At 59.1% G+C, this 15079-nt stretch carries 18 protein-coding genes; 6 read left to right on the top strand and 12 right to left on the bottom strand.

All coding sequences use genetic code 11. From position 1 onward, the window contains the following. Positions 1–3: 3 nt before the first annotated feature. The 5 genes from lptB to BP38_RS0100725 form a co-directional block, all read right to left on the bottom strand. Positions 4–786: an LPS export ABC transporter ATP-binding protein gene (gene lptB, locus BP38_RS0100745; RefSeq protein WP_026986150.1), complete on the bottom strand. Its 783-nt coding sequence runs from the start codon at positions 784–786 to the stop codon at positions 4–6. Next, on the bottom strand, positions 783–1640 hold the full coding sequence (locus tag BP38_RS18355; RefSeq protein ID WP_035723064.1) for an LptA/OstA family protein: 858 nt from the start codon (positions 1638–1640) through the stop codon (positions 783–785). Before BP38_RS18355 ends, lptB begins: the two co-directional genes overlap by 4 nt. Then, positions 1637–2323 (bottom strand): LPS export ABC transporter periplasmic protein LptC, encoded by a 687-nt coding sequence (gene lptC, locus BP38_RS18350; protein ID WP_081816365.1) that lies wholly within the window; start codon positions 2321–2323, stop codon positions 1637–1639. The genes BP38_RS18355 and lptC overlap by 4 nt, the downstream gene beginning before the upstream one ends. 6 nt (positions 2324–2329) lie before the next feature. Continuing rightward, the gene (locus tag BP38_RS0100730; RefSeq protein ID WP_026986149.1) at positions 2330–3328 is read right to left on the bottom strand and encodes a KpsF/GutQ family sugar-phosphate isomerase; all 999 of its coding nucleotides are present in this window, start codon (positions 3326–3328) and stop codon (positions 2330–2332) included. A gap of 160 nt (positions 3329–3488) precedes the next feature. Next, positions 3489–4100 (bottom strand): ribonuclease D, encoded by a 612-nt coding sequence (locus tag BP38_RS0100725; protein ID WP_026986148.1) that lies wholly within the window; start codon positions 4098–4100, stop codon positions 3489–3491. 176 nt (positions 4101–4276) lie between these two features. Between BP38_RS0100725 and BP38_RS0100720 the strand changes: the two genes are divergently transcribed. After that, entirely contained in the window at positions 4277–5218 is a 942-nt protein-coding gene (locus tag BP38_RS0100720; protein ID WP_026986147.1) for a complex I NDUFA9 subunit family protein, read from the top strand. Positions 5219–5239: 21 nt separating this feature from the next. Here the strand turns inward: BP38_RS0100720 and BP38_RS0100715 are convergent, their stop codons facing one another. From BP38_RS0100715 to BP38_RS22880, 7 genes are all read right to left on the bottom strand, one after another. Then, positions 5240–5686, bottom strand: a complete 447-nt coding sequence (locus tag BP38_RS0100715) for an arsenate-mycothiol transferase ArsC (RefSeq protein ID WP_026986146.1) — start codon at positions 5684–5686, stop codon at positions 5240–5242. 6 nt (positions 5687–5692) lie between these two features. After that, on the bottom strand, positions 5693–6166 hold the full coding sequence (locus tag BP38_RS0100710; RefSeq protein WP_026986145.1) for a UPF0262 family protein: 474 nt from the start codon (positions 6164–6166) through the stop codon (positions 5693–5695). A 7-nt stretch (positions 6167–6173) separates the two neighbouring features. Beyond that, entirely contained in the window at positions 6174–7481 is a 1308-nt protein-coding gene (hisD, locus tag BP38_RS0100705) for a histidinol dehydrogenase (RefSeq protein ID WP_026986144.1), read from the bottom strand. Beyond that, positions 7471–8133, bottom strand: a complete 663-nt coding sequence (gene hisG / locus BP38_RS0100700; RefSeq protein WP_026986143.1) for an ATP phosphoribosyltransferase — start codon at positions 8131–8133, stop codon at positions 7471–7473. Before hisG ends, hisD begins: the two co-directional genes overlap by 11 nt. Positions 8134–8208: 75 nt before the next feature. Beyond that, entirely contained in the window at positions 8209–8781 is a 573-nt protein-coding gene (locus BP38_RS0100695; RefSeq protein WP_026986142.1) for a DUF2948 family protein, read from the bottom strand. Next, positions 8778–10064: a UDP-N-acetylglucosamine 1-carboxyvinyltransferase gene (gene murA, locus BP38_RS0100690; RefSeq protein ID WP_026986141.1), complete on the bottom strand. Its 1287-nt coding sequence runs from the start codon at positions 10062–10064 to the stop codon at positions 8778–8780. The genes BP38_RS0100695 and murA overlap by 4 nt, the downstream gene beginning before the upstream one ends. 47 nt (positions 10065–10111) lie before the next feature. Further along, positions 10112–10285 (bottom strand): hypothetical protein, encoded by a 174-nt coding sequence (locus BP38_RS22880; protein ID WP_169737824.1) that lies wholly within the window; start codon positions 10283–10285, stop codon positions 10112–10114. A 226-nt stretch (positions 10286–10511) separates the two neighbouring features. Here BP38_RS22880 and serS point away from each other — a divergent pair, with 226 nt between their 5' ends. From serS to BP38_RS0100660, 5 genes are all read left to right on the top strand, one after another. Continuing rightward, entirely contained in the window at positions 10512–11804 is a 1293-nt protein-coding gene (serS, locus tag BP38_RS0100680) for a serine--tRNA ligase (protein WP_026986140.1), read from the top strand. Between the two features lie 109 nt (positions 11805–11913). Next, complete coding sequence (locus BP38_RS0100675) at positions 11914–12603, top strand: DUF6134 family protein (RefSeq protein WP_026986139.1); 690 nt, start codon at positions 11914–11916, stop codon at positions 12601–12603. A 140-nt stretch (positions 12604–12743) separates the two neighbouring features. Then, positions 12744–13349 (top strand): TadE/TadG family type IV pilus assembly protein, encoded by a 606-nt coding sequence (locus BP38_RS18345; RefSeq protein ID WP_035723262.1) that lies wholly within the window; start codon positions 12744–12746, stop codon positions 13347–13349. Then, complete coding sequence (locus BP38_RS21565) at positions 13330–13908, top strand: TadE/TadG family type IV pilus assembly protein (RefSeq protein WP_081816364.1); 579 nt, start codon at positions 13330–13332, stop codon at positions 13906–13908. Before BP38_RS18345 ends, BP38_RS21565 begins: the two co-directional genes overlap by 20 nt. Positions 13909–14024: 116 nt before the next feature. After that, positions 14025–14951: a tetratricopeptide repeat protein gene (locus BP38_RS0100660; protein ID WP_026986138.1), complete on the top strand. Its 927-nt coding sequence runs from the start codon at positions 14025–14027 to the stop codon at positions 14949–14951. The last annotated feature ends 128 nt before the right edge of the window (positions 14952–15079 follow it).

The following is a 15079-nucleotide window of genomic DNA, read 5'->3' as shown; positions in this document are numbered from 1 at the left end:
AGCCTAAAGGCTGAACCTTTCACCCAGGTAAACGCGCCGCACTTCCTCGTGGGCCACGATCTCGGATGGCGCCCCCTCCATCAGCACACGTCCATCATGGATGATATAGGCACGATCGACGATCTCAAGCGTCTCCCGGACGTTGTGATCGGTAATCAGAACGCCGATCCCCCTGTCTTTCAGATGAATCACCAATTCGCGAATATCATTCACGGCGATCGGATCAATACCGGCAAGCGGCTCGTCAAGCAGTATGAACTGCGGCTGGGCCGCCAGAGCCCTGGCAATCTCGCAGCGTCGCCGTTCACCGCCAGAAAGGGAAACGGCAGGTGAACGCCGCAGGTGCGTGATCGAGAACTCGTCCAACAAGGCCTCCAGGGCTTGTCGCTGACGCGCCCGGTCCTTCTCCACAACCTCCAGAACGGCGCGAATGTTCTCCTCAACGCTCAGACCGCGAAAGATCGACGCCTCTTGCGGCAGATAGCCGATCCCCAATCTGGCCCTGCGATACATGGGCAAGTCGGTTATATCCTCGCCATCAAGGGCGATATATCCTGTATCCGGAGCGAGCAGTCCCGTAATGATGTAGAAGGATGTTGTCTTGCCCGCACCGTTCGGTCCCAGCAAACCAACCGCCTCACCGCGGCGCAGGCGGATCGAGATGTCCTTGAGGACAACGCGCTTGTTGAAGCTCTTTCCGATGCTGACGGCTTCCAACCCCCTGTGCTGGGGAACCAGCCGCGCTATCTCCTGCGTTGCATCGACGACCTTGCCTGACTCGTTCATTGGCTTTCCGGGGCGTTATTGCTGTCCCCGGACGATCCGGAGTCTTCATCCTCATTGGGCGAGATCAAACCACTGACACCCTGGCCTTCCGTGGACAGAAGGCGGCTGACGCCAGAGCGAAGATCGATCTCGGCACGATCTCCATTGAGTTGATTGTTGCCGCGCGTGATCTTCACGTTGTCTTCCAGAGTCGCGGTTTCATTATGAGCATAATATATGCCCTGATTGCCGCTGGCGAACACCCTGTCGTTCTCAACCTCGACATTGCCCACGGACTCGGCTTCCTGCATCTCTGAGTCGCCCTCTTCATTGTCGCGGAAGTAGGCGGTTATGACATCGCCACGTATCTGGTCGCCATTCGCACGATCGACGAATGCATCGCCACGCGCAATCGCAATGGGTCCCTCTCCTTCTGCATTCTCGAGATACTCCAGGCTGTCCCGTGCTGTAACCGTTTCTTCCGCGCTTTCATAGAGCAGGTCATCACCGGTAACCTCCAGAGCCCCCTCCTCCAGAAGATAGATGGCATGATCCCCGAAGATCTCTTCGCCATTTTCAGTGACGATCCGTACCTGGCCGACTGCCTCGACCTTGTATATGTCCTCCCGGTCGTCCTCGCTGCGGTAGTGAGCCAGCAGGCGGTCGGCATAGACAGTCAGGTCCTCGCGCACGGCCACGGCATCACCTATGGCGATATAGACCTGACGGTCGCGATGCCATTCGATACCATCGCTGGCCCTGACCTGGATTGTTGAATCCCCTTGCTGAACATTCATTTCCTGTGCAGCAGACAGGCTCGAAAGCGCCATGGCCGAAGCCAGCAGGCCCCCTGCCAGAAAAAGCCGTAAGCTCATTGTTCTCGATCCCCCCCCTGATCCGGCGTTGCGCTGCTCTCTTCTTGTTTCTTTTCGTCAAAGAGAGTCAGCTTGCTTTCCCCGGTAAAGTATATCACTCGGCCTTCATCCTCCAGCCGGAAGCCCTGCGAAATGATATGTCCGCCTGGCCCAAGCCCGTTCACGGGTTCATGGCCTTCCGCTCGCCCCTGTGACAGCTCCAGGTATGCCGATGACGTCATGATCTCAAAACCTTCGTCATTGCTCAGGTTGACGTTACCCTGCAGGTCCATGTCCTCGGCTTGGCGATCGTACATTCCCGACAATGCCGTCAGGCGAACCCAGCTTCCATCCTGCTCGAACAAGTCTCCCTTGGGGTTGTCCAGCTTGACGTAACGCTTGCTGCCCGAAGCATAGTTGGCCGTATTGGCCGTCAAATTATAGGGACGTCCCTTTTCATCGACACCTTCGAACCTGGGGCCGATCAAGCGTGAAGAAGATGTATCGGAATCGCGCCTGTCACTGCTCTTAAGGCCGAAGTCCCCGGATGATTCCTTGATCTGAGGCCAGAAGAAGATCAGGCCAACGGACAATACGGCAACAGTCGGAAGAATCACCCGCAGCCACCCCATCACCTTCCTGTTTCGGGAAAGAGCCGTCGGTGGTCGTACCTTGCGGTCCTCTTCGCTGTCGTTTGTCTTCATTTCGGTTCAGGCGACACCTTCACGCAACAGGTCGTGCATGCGAAGGAAGCCGATGGGCCTGCCTTCTTCCACAACGAAAAGACTGGTAATCTTGTGGGCATGCATCAACCGCAAGGCTTCGACAGCCAGGGCGCCGGCCCGGATCGTCAGAGGGGCGCCCGTCATCACATCCCCGGCCGCCTGCTCCAGCAGATTGGAGTCGATATGACGCCGCAGATCGCCATCGGTAATAATGCCAATCAATTCACCGGCTGCATCCACCACACCGACGCAGCCAAAGGTCATGGCACTCATCGTGATGATGGCTTCCTTCATGGAACTTTCGGGTTGGCAAAGCGGCAGTTCGCCTGGGCCGTGCATGATATCGGAAACCCGCACAAGCTTCTTGCCCAATGATCCGCCAGGGTGGAAAACCTGAAAGTCCTCCGGCGAGAAACCACGCCGTTCCAGCAGGGCAATTGCCATTGCATCGCCAAGCGCCAGGGCCATTGTTGTCGACGTCGTGGGCGCCAGCCCCATCGGACAGGCTTCGTCCACGGGCGGCAGCAGCAGGACCGTATCCGCAGCTTCACCCAGCACACTCTGACGCCGGCTGGTTATGGCAATCAGGGGAATGTTGAAGCGGCGGCTATAGGAAACAATCGCCGCCAATTCCGGTGTGTTTCCTGAATTCGACAGGGCAATGATGGCGTCCCCCCTGGCCACCATGCCCAAATCGCCATGGCTGGCCTCAGCGGGATGGACGAACTGAGAGGGCGTCCCTGTCGAGGCCAGGGTCGCTGCAATCTTGCAGCCTATGTGGCCGCTCTTGCCCATGCCCGTTACGATGACCCGGCCATCGACCCGCTCCAGGCGGTCCAGGGCTTCGATGAACTCCATGCCAAGGGACTCCGACAGCGCCGTAAGGCCTTCGGTTTCCGTGGCCAGGGCACGGCGCGCAGCCCTGATGTCGTTCTGTTCGGGCGTTTCTGCAGTCTCGGCTGTGCGTTTTGCCTGTGCATCCATGTCGAAAATGCGGTCCTGTGTTTACGTCAGCGCCAGATGATCCGGCAGCAACCTAATAATACATTGCCAGATGATATAGAAAGCCCGGGCTTTAAAGCAGAAAAAAACGGCGGCGATAAGACCGACCTATCGTCGCACTGAAGAAACACCGATGACCGTGTTAGTGGGCGAAGATGTCGATCTCGTCCCAGCCTGCCAGATCCAGCCTTGCGCGATGCGGCAGAAAATCGAAACAGGCCTGGGCAAGCTCCTGCCTGTTTTCCCGGGCCAGCATGGCATCCAGGCGTTCACGCAGCGCATGAAGGTAAAGAACATCGGATGCAGCATAGCGCAGCTGTTCTTCGCTCAGTTCTGCAGCCCCCCAGTCCGACGACTGCTGCTGCTTCGAGATCGTCACATTCAGAAGCTCACCGCAAAGGTCCTTCAATCCATGTCGATCCGTAAAGGTGCGCACCAGTTTGGAGGCGATCTTGGTACAGTAGACGGGGCTACAGGAAATGCCGAGATAGCGTTCGATCGCCGCGATGTCGAAGCGTCCGAAGTGAAACAGCTTCGTGATCCTCTGGTCGGCCAGCAGCGCCTTCAGTCTGGGCGCTTCGTAGCCGTCGCGAAACTGGACAAGGTGGGCCGTGCCGTCCCCCGTTGAAAGCTGTATGAGGCAAAGGCGGTCGCGTTGCAGATTCAGACCCATGGTCTCGCAGTCAACGGCCAGGCTGCCGCCTGTGGCCTCGAAATCCGTGGGCAAATCGTTAAGATGCAGGGTGACAGTCAAGATCGGCTTTCCAACAGGAACGTGTAAGCGTATGGCTTGGGCGTTGAATGCGCAAAGATACTGCCCGCCCGGCAGGTGTCAACTTTGCGGCACAGAAATGCTATATAGCCGCGCGACTCGAGCAGAAGCCAATCGGCGGAACGGCCGATTGCAGACAAGGGGTTCAGGAGGACTTGATGCAACAGGGTACAGTGACAATCTTCGGTGGCTCGGGCTTCATCGGACGCTATATTGTGGAGCGTCTGGCCGATCAGGGCTGGACCATCCGCGTGGCTGTCCGCCGCCCACAGCGTGCCCAGTTCCTGAAGCCCCTTGGCAATGTCGGACAGATTGTCCCGATCCCCTGTGACCTGAACAACCAGTCTGCCGTTCACGCCGCCCTTGAAGGAGCGGACGCTGCAATAAACCTGGTTGGAATCATGCAGGAAAGCGGTAGCCAGAGCTTCGCAAACCTGCAGAACGAAGGGGCACGGAAGATTGCGGAAACCGCTGCCGAGCTGGGAATCTCGTCTTTCGTGCAGCTTTCCGCAATCGGCGCCGATAAGGAGTCCGCCTCGGAGTATGCGCGCTCCAAGGCGGAAGGCGAAGAAGCCGTTCGCAAGGCCTTGCCGAACGCGGTCATACTCAGACCTTCCGTCGTATTCGGACCTGAAGATGATTTCTTCAATCGCTTTGCCGTGATGACGCGTATGTCACCCTTCCTGCCTTTGATTGGAGGTGGGCATACGAAGTTTCAGCCGGTCTATGTCGGGGATGTCGCCGATGCAGCCGTCCAGACCCTGCAGGATACCAAGTGTCAAGGCAAAACCTACGAGCTGGGTGGCCCACGGGTCTACAGCTTCAAGGAGTTGATGGAACTGATGCTCAAGACAATCCGGCGCAAGCGCCTGCTTGTCCCCGTTCCCTTTGGCATGGCCAAGGTCATGGGCAGTGTTGCGCAACTGCTGCCGTTTGCCCCCATAACGGCCGATCAGGTCGAGCTTCTGAAGAACGACAATATCGTTTCGAAGGATGCCCTGACGCTGGAAGACCTTGGCATCGAAAAGCATTCGGCCGAGGTCATCATCCCAACGTATCTGGACCGTTACCGGCCTGGGGGCCGCTTCAACCCCAACTGACAGGGCCAGCCTGGAGCAGCTTCAAACCTGGGGCTTCAGGTCTTCAGGAAAACGTTTCCTGATGCGTGCCATCAGCTGGTCGCGCACATCCCGATAGGCCTGGAGCTGAATCTCGCGATTGCCTTCGGTCAGGGACGGATCGAAGGTGTTCCAGAACTCCACATCGCAGGCCATGGTCCGGGTCATCTCGATGGCAGCATGCTGGGCTTCCGGTGACAGCGACACGATCAGGTCGAAGGAACTGTCCTGCAGGTCGTCGAAGGTCTTGCTCCTGTGACGCGAGAGGTCGATTCCCATCTCGTCGAGCACGGCTATGGCAAAGCCATCCACCTCGCCGGCCCGAATCCCGGCGGAATCCACGTAAATCCGGTGTCCCAGAAGGTGCTTCAGGATCGCTTCGGCAATGGGGGAGCGAATGGAATTCTCCGTACAGGCGAAGAGCACGGCCCCTGGAAAATCGGCAGCCATGGCCCCTCACCCACGCACATGCAGGACACAAAGCAGCGTGAACAGGCGCCGAGAGGTATCGTAATCCACCTCGATTTTTCCGCTCAGGCGCTCACGCAGCAACTCCGCGCCTTCGTTGTGCAGACCGCGCCGTCCCATGTCGATGGCCTCGATCTGAGAGGGACTGGCCGTGCGAATCGCCTCGAAGTAACTTTCACAAACCAGGAAATAGTCCTTTACCAGCTTCCGGAATGGCACCAGGGGAAGAACGATACTGCAGAGCCGTTCGCAAGCCGTGCGGTCGTAGACCTCGAAAATAAGCCTCGTGTTCTCCTCGATGCCCAAGTGCAGGACGAAGGGTCCCGTGAAATCGCCATGTGGTGCGAAGTGATTGTCTTCCAGCAAATCATAGATGGCGACAGCGCGTTCATGCTCGACTTCTGGACTGCGCCGAACCCCCATCCGCTCGTCGAGTGTGATATTGACGATGCGGTGGTCGATCATGGCTTCAGTTGTCCTGCTCGTCTCGCCCCAGGCGAATGGCAAGCGAAAGCGCATGCGCATCCAGTCCCTCGGCATGAGCCAATGCCATGGCTGGCGGCCCGATACTGCGCAAGGAGTCTTCCGTCGCCTGGATCAGGGAGCTGCGCTTCATGAAATCCAGGACGGACAGTCCCGAGGAGAAGCGGGCAGAACGCCCGGTGGGGAGCACATGGTTGGGGCCCGCCAGGTAATCACCAAGCGCTTCGGGGGTGTGACGTCCCAGAAAGATTGCGCCGGCATGGCGAATCTGCCTGGCCATGGCATCCGGATCGGCGACCGCCAACTCCAGATGCTCCGGCGCGATGCGGTCCACCAGACCGGGCGCATCGCCCAGGTTCTCGACCTTGATCAAGGCCCCGAATTGCCGCCAGCTCTGACCGGCGATCTCACTGCGAGGCAAACGTTGTAGATGGACGTCAATCTGCCGCTGCACCGCTTCCAGGAAATCCGAATCATCGGACATCAGGATCGACTGGGCCGAGGTGTCGTGCTCTGCCTGGCTCAACAGATCGGCAGCGATCCAGGCAGGATCGTTCTGGCCATCTGCCACCACAAGTATCTCTGACGGCCCGGCAATCATGTCGATTCCCACCTGGCCAAAGACATGACGCTTGGCAGAAGCCACATAGGCATTTCCAGGTCCGGTGATCTTGTCCACCGGAGCAACACTCTCGGTGCCATATGCCAGCGCAGCAACAGCCTGCGCGCCGCCCATGCGATAGATCTCGTCTACGCCGGCCATACGGGCTGCCACCAGAACCAGCGGGTTGATGCGCCCGTCCGGAGTTGGCACGGCCATGGCAACACGCTCCACACCAGCGACCTTCGCAGGAATTGCATTCATCAAAACGGACGAGGGATAAGAGGCGGTACCACCCGGCACATAAATGCCAGCCGCCTCAATGGCATTCCAGCGATGGCCCAACCGAACCCCGACCGCATCCTCGTAGGACAGGTCTTCGGGTTTCTGGCGTCGATGATAGTCCGTGATGCGCTCGGTCGCGAGTGCCAAAGCCTCAAGCGTTTCAGGATCGCAGAGGCTTTCAGCCTCATCGATCTCAGCCTTGTCAAAGCGCAAGCTGCCGGGCGCCAGGGACAGCCTGTCCAGTTTCTCCGTCAGCTCAATCAGTGCGGAATCGCCCTCTTGGCGAATACGGTCAATGATCTCCCTTACCGTCGCGTCGACCGCCTCCTCGCTCTCCCGGCGCATCTGCAGAAAGCCACTGAAATCGCTTTCAAACGAGCGGCTTGAGCTATCCAGTTCATATGGCATCTACAGCCTCGCGAAATCTGTCGATCCAGCCACTCAATGCCTTCGGACGTGTTTTGAGCGCCGCCCTGTTCACGATCAGCTTGGACGTCACATCAGCAATGGTTTCCACTTCGACGAGATTGTTTGCCGCCAGCGTGGAGCCTGTGGAGACAAGATCCACGATGCGCCTGCACAGCCCCAGAGCCGGCGCCAACTCCATCGCGCCGTTCAGTTTAATGCATTCTGCCTGAACACCGCGCGCGGCAAAATGCTGACGTGTCACCGAAGGATACTTCGTGGCCACGCGGATATGACTCCAGCGGGCAGGATCGTCACTTTTCTTCAGGCTTTGCGGTTCCGCAACGGACAGGCGGCAATGGCCGATATCCAGGTCAACCGGCGCATAGATCTCCGGGTAGTCGAACTCCATGAGCACATCATTGCCCGCCACACCCAGATGAGCTGCGCCAAAGGCCACGAAGGTCGCCACATCGAACGAGCGAACGCGCACCACCTCAATTTCAGGCAGGTTGGTGCGAAAGCGCAGCTGGCGCGACGACTCGTCGGAGAATGCATCTTCTGGCTTGATTCCCACCGCGCTCAACAAGGGGACAAGCTCTTCGAGAATGCGCCCCTTTGGAACGGCAAGGACAAGCGGTTGGGTTTGCGGCACTGCGCCTTCTCCCATCGGCATCGGAGAGTCGGGGCCTGTTACCTTGCCCCGGGAATGTTCGAGAACGCCGAAGGTTTAGCCCTCTTCCGCTCCGACGTCCAGCGCATGCTCCGGCCGCGCATAGGTTGGCCAGGATTCGCCCAGATCCTTCATGTGGCAGCGCACTTCCGAGACCTTCAGGCGTATTTCCCCGCCCTGCGAGAAATAGAGGATGATATCCTTCGGCCAGGTCGCAACGGTCAGCAGGTTCAGGAAGTGATCCTTGTCGTGCAAATCGATGTTCCGCGTTGAAACACCGCGCACCTTGTCGAAGACCAGTCCGGCATGCGTACGATGATAGACAGGACGGGCCTCGGCATCCCGGAAACTGGCATCTCCTGCGCCTTTATCCTGCACCTCCTCGACTTCAGGCATGCCCTCGTCCTGCAGGTCATCCTCTGCCTGCAGTTCATGCAGGGCCCGCCCCATGGCATCGGCTTCATCCAGCTCTTCCCATTTGAAACGGTTCAGAACCATCACGAAGCGCCTTTCCTTCTCCAGGAAGGCGATGTCCCTGACAGGCACAAGCGAATCCTGCAGGCAGGACGCAATCACGTCCATGTCCGCGGCATCGCGTGCGCGCAGCTTCAAAGGTGTTGAATCCGTCATGAGGAAACCTCCTCCTTGCTTCTGACGATACCTGCTCCGCAGGCTGCCAATTTTTCCTCGATCCGCTCGTATCCGCGATCCAGATGATAGACGCGATTGAGCTCCGTCTCTCCCTCGGCGGCAAGGGCTGCCAGGACAAGGGAAACAGAAGCTCTGAGATCCGTGGCCATGACCGGTGCGGCTTTCAGGCGTTCCTGCCCGCGAACCAGAGCCGAGGCCCCATGAACCGTGATATCGGCCCCCATGCGTGTCAGCTCCGGGACATGCATGAAGCGGTTCTCGAAGATCGTCTCGGTGATCATCGAAGCCCCTTGCGCTGTTGCCATCAGAGCCATGAACTGGGCCTGGAGGTCGGTGGCAAAGCCGGGAAAGGCCTCGGTCATGATATCGGTTCCCTGCAGAGGGCCATTGGCCCGATACACCCGAAGGCCCTTGTCGTTGGGCTCGATCGCGACACCGGCCTGGCGAAGCACCTGGAAGGGCTTTTCCAGATGATCGGGACGCGCCCCTTCCAGCTGCAGGTCGCCGTCACTGATCGCAGCCGCCATGACGAAGGTCCCGGTTTCGATGCGATCCGGTATGACGCTGTGACTTGCGCCTTTCAGCGATGAAACGCCCGTTATGGTGATGATATCACTGCCGGCGCCCTCGATCTGTGCCCCCATGGCTACAAGGCAGTTTGCCAGATCCACGATTTCCGGTTCGCGCGCCGCGTTGACCAACCGCGTTTGCCCCTCCGCAAGAGCTGCAGCCATCATGAGGTTCTCCGTAGCCCCGACGGACACGTTGGAGAACAGAATTTCGGCCCCTTTGAGTCCCTGCGGCGCACGTGCCTTGATATAGCCTTCCGACAACTCGATCTCGGCACCCATTGCCTCCAGCCCGGACAGATGAAGGTCAACCGGTCGGGTACCGATCGCACAGCCACCGGGCAGCGAGACCTCGGCATGCCCCAGGCGTGCCAGCAGCGGCCCAAGAACCAGGACACTCGCACGCATCTTGCGGACCAGGTCATAGGGGGCAACCGTCGAAGAGAGGCTGTTTGCGGTAAAGGCCAGGTCACCGGCACCATCACCCTCGCGGTTGTCCTCAACAGTTACGCCGAGCAGGCCAAGCAGCTCACACATTGTGCGAATATCGGCCAATTGCGGCACATTGCCAAAGTGCAGGGGCTCGGATGTAAGCAGGCTGGCTGCCATGAGCGGAAGCGCGGCATTCTTGGATCCGCTGATACGTATCGTCCCGTTCAGGGGGACGCCGCCGGTTATCTTGATCTTGTCCATTCAATCCTTGCCGTGTTCACTTTGGGCCGCTTGGAGATATCAAAGCCTCATTCTTCCTTGTTTTGCGCATTCCCCTCGTTCGCCTTGCGTGAACGTGCTTGCGCCTTGCGCTTCTTCAGGTTCGCGCGCAAGGCCGAAGCCAAGCGCTCCTGGCGGTCTTCCCCTCCCGTTTTCGGGTCGGAAGATGCACTTGAGCCGGATTTCCTGTCTGTCTGTGGCATGGCAGCACTCTTGTCGGGCAATAAGGCAAGGTCAAGGTAGGGTCGCGGAGAAAAACGGGCTTTCCCGAGCGGGATACATCTGTACCTTACGCCATGCAACTTTCCTGTTGACGCAGGACTTGTTCCTGTGTCGTCAACTAGCATCGCCGTGCAGGGTTGAAAACGGCTTTCACACTCTGCCTGGACGGTGACACAGACTCTGACTTGCTGATCATGGGGATCTCTCTTGCTGGATAGAAAATTTATCCTGGAAAACCTGGAAGCCGTCCGCAGCAATTGCATCAATCGCGGCATTGATGTCGATCTCGACCGACTTGTTGAGCTCAACGACAGACGACGCAAGCTGCAGCAGGAACTCGACGGCCTCAATCAGGAGTCCAATGCCACCGCCAAGTCCATCAAGGGGGCCAAGGACGCCGATGAACGGCAGAAGTTGATCGATCGCGGCAAGGAGCTCCGCAATCGACGCAACGAGGTCGAGGAGGAACTCCAAGGCGTGGCCGATGAACTAGAGTCCCTGCAGTCCATCATTCCCAACATGAGTCATCCGGCCGCTCCGATCGGGGCTTCGGATGCTGACAATGTCGAATTCGAACGCGGTTCCACGCCGATCCCGGAGTTCGACTTCAAGGCACAGGACCATCTGGAGATCGGTGAGCGCCTGGACCTGATCGACATGGAGGCCGGCAGCAAGGTCACCGGGCACGGGTTCTATTTCCTGAAAAACGACGCCGTGCTGCTGGACCTGGCGCTGCAGAACTATGCCCTTGGAATTCTGATGAGGGACGGTTTTGCGCCGATTTCGACACCGGACCTGGCACGCAACGAAGTCATGCAGGGGACCGGGTATGTTCCACGCGGACCGGAAACCCAGATCTACAGCATTGCCGACACCGATCTCAGCCTGATCGCCACCTCGGAGATCACCCTGGCGGGGCTTCAGGCCGGTGAAATCATCGCACCCGAACAGCTGCCCATAAAACTCTGCGGCATCAGCCATTGCTTCCGCACGGAAGCGGGTGCATACGGCCGGGCATCACGGGGGCTCTATCGCGTGCACCAGTTCACGAAGGTCGAAATGTTCGCCTTCACCCTGCCCGGGGAAAGCCCGCAGATGCACGACCGGATGCTGGACCTGGAAAAGCAGATCTTCGACGGGTTGGGTATTCCCTACCGCGTGATCGAGAACGCGACCGGCGATCTGGGTGCGGCCGCTTACCGGAAATACGACCTAGAAGCCTGGATGCCCGGACGGGGCGATACCGGAGAGTTTGGCGAGATCACCAGCACCAGCAATTGCACCGATTACCAGGCAAGACGTCTGAACATCCGCTATCGTGGTGAGGACGGCAAGGTGGCTGGTTTCCTGCACACCCTGAATGGCACGGCCATTGCGATCAGCCGGGCCCTGATCGCCATCCTGGAAAACTATCAGCAGGCCGACGGGACGGTCCGTGTTCCCCAAGTCCTGCGCCCTCATGTGGGCAAGGACGTGATCGTCCCCGTTTCAGGTCACTGAGCCTAACCGCCGCCATTCCAGGCGGCTGGGCTGCAAGGACTGAGTCATTTATTGGTACAGCCTGTTCTATGCCTTCATGGCGACAAATTCCCTTCCTATCTGAAGGGACATGGATAGGCGTGAAAGACTTTCATTCATCCCGGCCGTCTGCCTGATGGTTTTTCTGGCCGCCCTTTCGACTGCGGGCGTCGCCAATGCTCAGGTTCTGGACGATGCGGAATTCAGGATAAGGCTGAACGGCTTTCCTGTCGGCGAACACCACTTGCGCGTCGAACGGAAGGGGGAGCGTGTCATCGCCCAGCAAAAGGGTGAAGCCACGATCCAGATCGGACCGATCGTGATCACACGCGTCAGCCAGGAAACAGAGGAAATCCTGGAAAACGGAGAGTTGGTCGAACTCAACATCACGAACACCAACGGCTATTACAATGAGAAGGTTCGCCATATCACGGCGCGTCGAGGCGAGGATGGCGAGATCCACCTGAACGATGACGGCGATCGTGACCACGTCCTGCCGGCTTCCGCCCTGCCCGCCACGGGCTGGAACCCCGAGGCCCTGCGGGCGCCAGTCCTGATTCGTCCCCACAAGGGACGCCCCTCTGATGTTCCATCGGATATCGAGGTCATCCATCACGGCGAGGAAACGATCAACACGCCAGCCGGCCGTTTCCAGACTGAAAGCTGGGAGATGACAGGAGATCTTCGCGCGCGCCTCTGGTACGATAAGGAAAGCCAGAATCTTGTCCGCGTCGTATTCCGCTACAAGGGCAACAAGGTGGAATACGAACGCCTGCCTTGAGGAGGTGACTCGTCCGGAGAGCCACCGCAGAGCCTGTTTAGGGATTTCTTAACCCTCCACTGAGTAGAATTTTCCCTGGAATAATCCGTTCTGTGTCCCTGGACGTTCAGGGGAAAGGGTCGCTTGCGGCTGTGCAGTCCATGTATCGGAGAAAAACCTGGCCTCTGCTCTCCATCTGGCGACGCTATGCGCGCCGCAAGGAGGGTGCCGTCACGGTCGAGTTCGCGCTGATCGCCGGCGCGCTCGTGCTGCTGATCGTGGGCATCCTGGAACTCGGCATCATCATGCTCATAAATTCCAGCCTCGAGGGGTCGGCACGTTACGCCGCGCGCTACGGCATCACCGGCCAGGCCTCCACGATCAGCGTCGAGGAACGCGAAAGCCGGATCCGGGAAACCGCAGCCCGCATGCTGCCGAACTTCCTGGATACCGATCAGCTCGATCTTCACATGCTGAACTACCGGGAGTTCGACCATATCGGCGAGGCCGAGCCCTTCGAGGATGCCAACGGCAACGGCAGTTACGATTCGGGCGAGACCTTCACCGACCTGAACGGAAACGGGACATGGGACAAGGATGCCGGCCTGGAAGGCGCCGGCGAGTCGGGCAGCATTGTCGTCTACGAGCTGCGCTATCCCTGGTCCGTCGTCACCCCCCTGTTCGGGCAATTCTTCTCCGACGGCAAACTGGACCTCTCGGCGCGTATCGTCGTGAAGAACGAGCCCTATGATGTACAGGATCGCTAGTCTGTCCCCCATAGGCCGACGGCTGCGCGAATTCCTGCATGGCCGGCGTGCGGTGTCCGCCCTTGAATTCGCGCTGATAGCACCGGTCGTCCTGCTGTTGCTGATGGGCGGGTTCGAGATGTTCCGGCTCTACCTCTTCACCACCAAGGTGGATCGCGCCGTGGTCAGCATCGGCGATGTGACCGCACGCCTGCCGGAGATCACCGAAAGCGACCTGGTGGACATCTTCGAACTGGCCGGTGAGTTGGGCAGCCCCTTCGAACTGAGCGCGGGCGATTACCGCATCTATCTCGTCTCCATTTCCAACCAGGACGATGACCTGACGGTCAACTGGGTACGCGATCACGGCAGCCTGGCCGAAGACGGCCGGCTGGAGGATAACCTGGAAACACTGGTGGACCCGAATCTTGTCAGCGACGAATTCGACAGCCTGATCGCCAGCGAAGCCGTTTTCCGGTACGAGCCGGTCTTCCCGGGCTTCCTGTTCGACGAACGCCGGATCTACCGGAATGCCTTCTTCCGCCCCCGCCTGGGGCATCTGACGACGGTCAGCCCCTGACCCGAAAACAGCGAGACTCCTCGGGAATCCCGCTGCGATAAAGAAAACATTAACCAAAACCATCTATAAAAAACGACAGGAATTGGATCCAAGCCTGTTCGAAAGGGGCTGAATGCATGTGGCCGTCCACGAGAACCTTCCTTCGCCTGTCCACGCTCTCCCTGACTCTCGGCCTGGCCGCCTGCGGCTCTGTCGACAGCCGATACGAGCGGCCGGTCTCCGGCTCCAACATCGAAGAGATCAACGCGAGTGGAATGAGTTCGGATCAGCTGGTGCGCATCGCCAGCGCCAGCGCGAGCTCCGGCGACCTCTCGCTGGCGATGAAACTCTATCGGGACGCCAGCAAGAAGGCCCCACGCGACCCGACCCCCTGGATCGGCCTGGGTGATACCATGGTCAGTGCCCGGCTGCTCGACCAGGCAACAGAGGCCTACGACAATGCCCTCAACCTGGAGCCGGCCTCACCCGGCGCGAAGCTCGGCATGGCACGTATCCACTTGATGCTGGAGCAGGCTCCGGAAGCACGTGCCCTGCTGGAAGAGGTGCGGGAGATCCAGCCGGAAAACTGGCGAATCTACAACAGCTTGGGTGTGTCCGAAGACCTTGCCAAGAATCACGCGCGCGCCCAGGACTACTATCTCCAGGCCCTGGACTTCTCGCCACGCAACCTCTCGGTCCTGACCAACTACTCCCTTTCCCTGGCGCTCGAGGGCAACTACGCAGACGCCATCTCGCTCCTCGAGGACGTGATCGAGGAACCCTCGGCCACGGCGCGTCACCGTCAGAACCTGGCGCTGGTCTACGGCCTCGCAGGCTCCGAGAACAATGCCCAGCAAATGGCACGCCGGGATCTCTCCGACCGGGATGTCGAAAACAACATGGACTTCTACCGCTTCATCCGGGGCATGAAGAACGGATCGGCGGGCGAGTTCATCCCGCGTCAGTACGATGGCGGCCTGGACGGCCAATCGGGCGAGGAAAGCGGGCTCAGCGAAGCGGAACGGCAGGAGATGAAACAGGCCATGGACTCCTACTTCCAGTAACCCGGAGGCAGGGTCAACTTCATTGTTGAATCCGAAGGTTCCGAGCGTACCCTTCTCCATGAGGCCATTCATGGATATGCTCTGATGGCATACGTTCTGAAGCATGGAATGAATTCATCGGAAGCTGT

Source organism: Fodinicurvata fenggangensis DSM 21160 (assembly GCF_000686045.1).
In the GTDB taxonomy this organism is placed as follows: Bacteria; Pseudomonadota; Alphaproteobacteria; order Kiloniellales; family DSM-21159; genus Fodinicurvata; species Fodinicurvata fenggangensis.
This window is presented reverse-complemented; position numbering and strand designations above follow the sequence as displayed.

Bases quoted from the DNA above. Each gene is read 5' to 3' on its own strand.
- lptB (WP_026986150.1), bottom strand. From the start codon at position 786: ATGAACGAGTCAGGCAAGGTCGTCGATGCAACGCAGGAGATAGCGCGG.
- BP38_RS18355 (WP_035723064.1), bottom strand. From the start codon at position 1,640: ATGAGCTTACGGCTTTTTCTGGCAGGGGGCCTGCTGGCTTCGGCCATG.
- lptC (WP_081816365.1), bottom strand. From the start codon at position 2,323: ATGAAGACAAACGACAGCGAAGAGGACCGCAAGGTACGACCACCGACG.
- BP38_RS0100730 (WP_026986149.1), bottom strand. From the start codon at position 3,328: ATGGATGCACAGGCAAAACGCACAGCCGAGACTGCAGAAACGCCCGAA.
- BP38_RS0100720 (WP_026986147.1), top strand. From the start codon at position 4,277: ATGCAACAGGGTACAGTGACAATCTTCGGTGGCTCGGGCTTCATCGGA.
- BP38_RS0100715 (WP_026986146.1), bottom strand. From the start codon at position 5,686: ATGGCTGCCGATTTTCCAGGGGCCGTGCTCTTCGCCTGTACGGAGAAT.
- hisD (WP_026986144.1), bottom strand. From the start codon at position 7,481: ATGCCATATGAACTGGATAGCTCAAGCCGCTCGTTTGAAAGCGATTTC.
- BP38_RS0100695 (WP_026986142.1), bottom strand. From the start codon at position 8,781: ATGACGGATTCAACACCTTTGAAGCTGCGCGCACGCGATGCCGCGGAC.
- murA (WP_026986141.1), bottom strand. From the start codon at position 10,064: ATGGACAAGATCAAGATAACCGGCGGCGTCCCCCTGAACGGGACGATA.
- BP38_RS22880 (WP_169737824.1), bottom strand. From the start codon at position 10,285: ATGCCACAGACAGACAGGAAATCCGGCTCAAGTGCATCTTCCGACCCG.
- BP38_RS0100675 (WP_026986139.1), top strand. From the start codon at position 11,914: ATGGATAGGCGTGAAAGACTTTCATTCATCCCGGCCGTCTGCCTGATG.
- BP38_RS18345 (WP_035723262.1), top strand. From the start codon at position 12,744: ATGTATCGGAGAAAAACCTGGCCTCTGCTCTCCATCTGGCGACGCTAT.
- BP38_RS21565 (WP_081816364.1), top strand. From the start codon at position 13,330: ATGATGTACAGGATCGCTAGTCTGTCCCCCATAGGCCGACGGCTGCGC.
- BP38_RS0100660 (WP_026986138.1), top strand. From the start codon at position 14,025: ATGTGGCCGTCCACGAGAACCTTCCTTCGCCTGTCCACGCTCTCCCTG.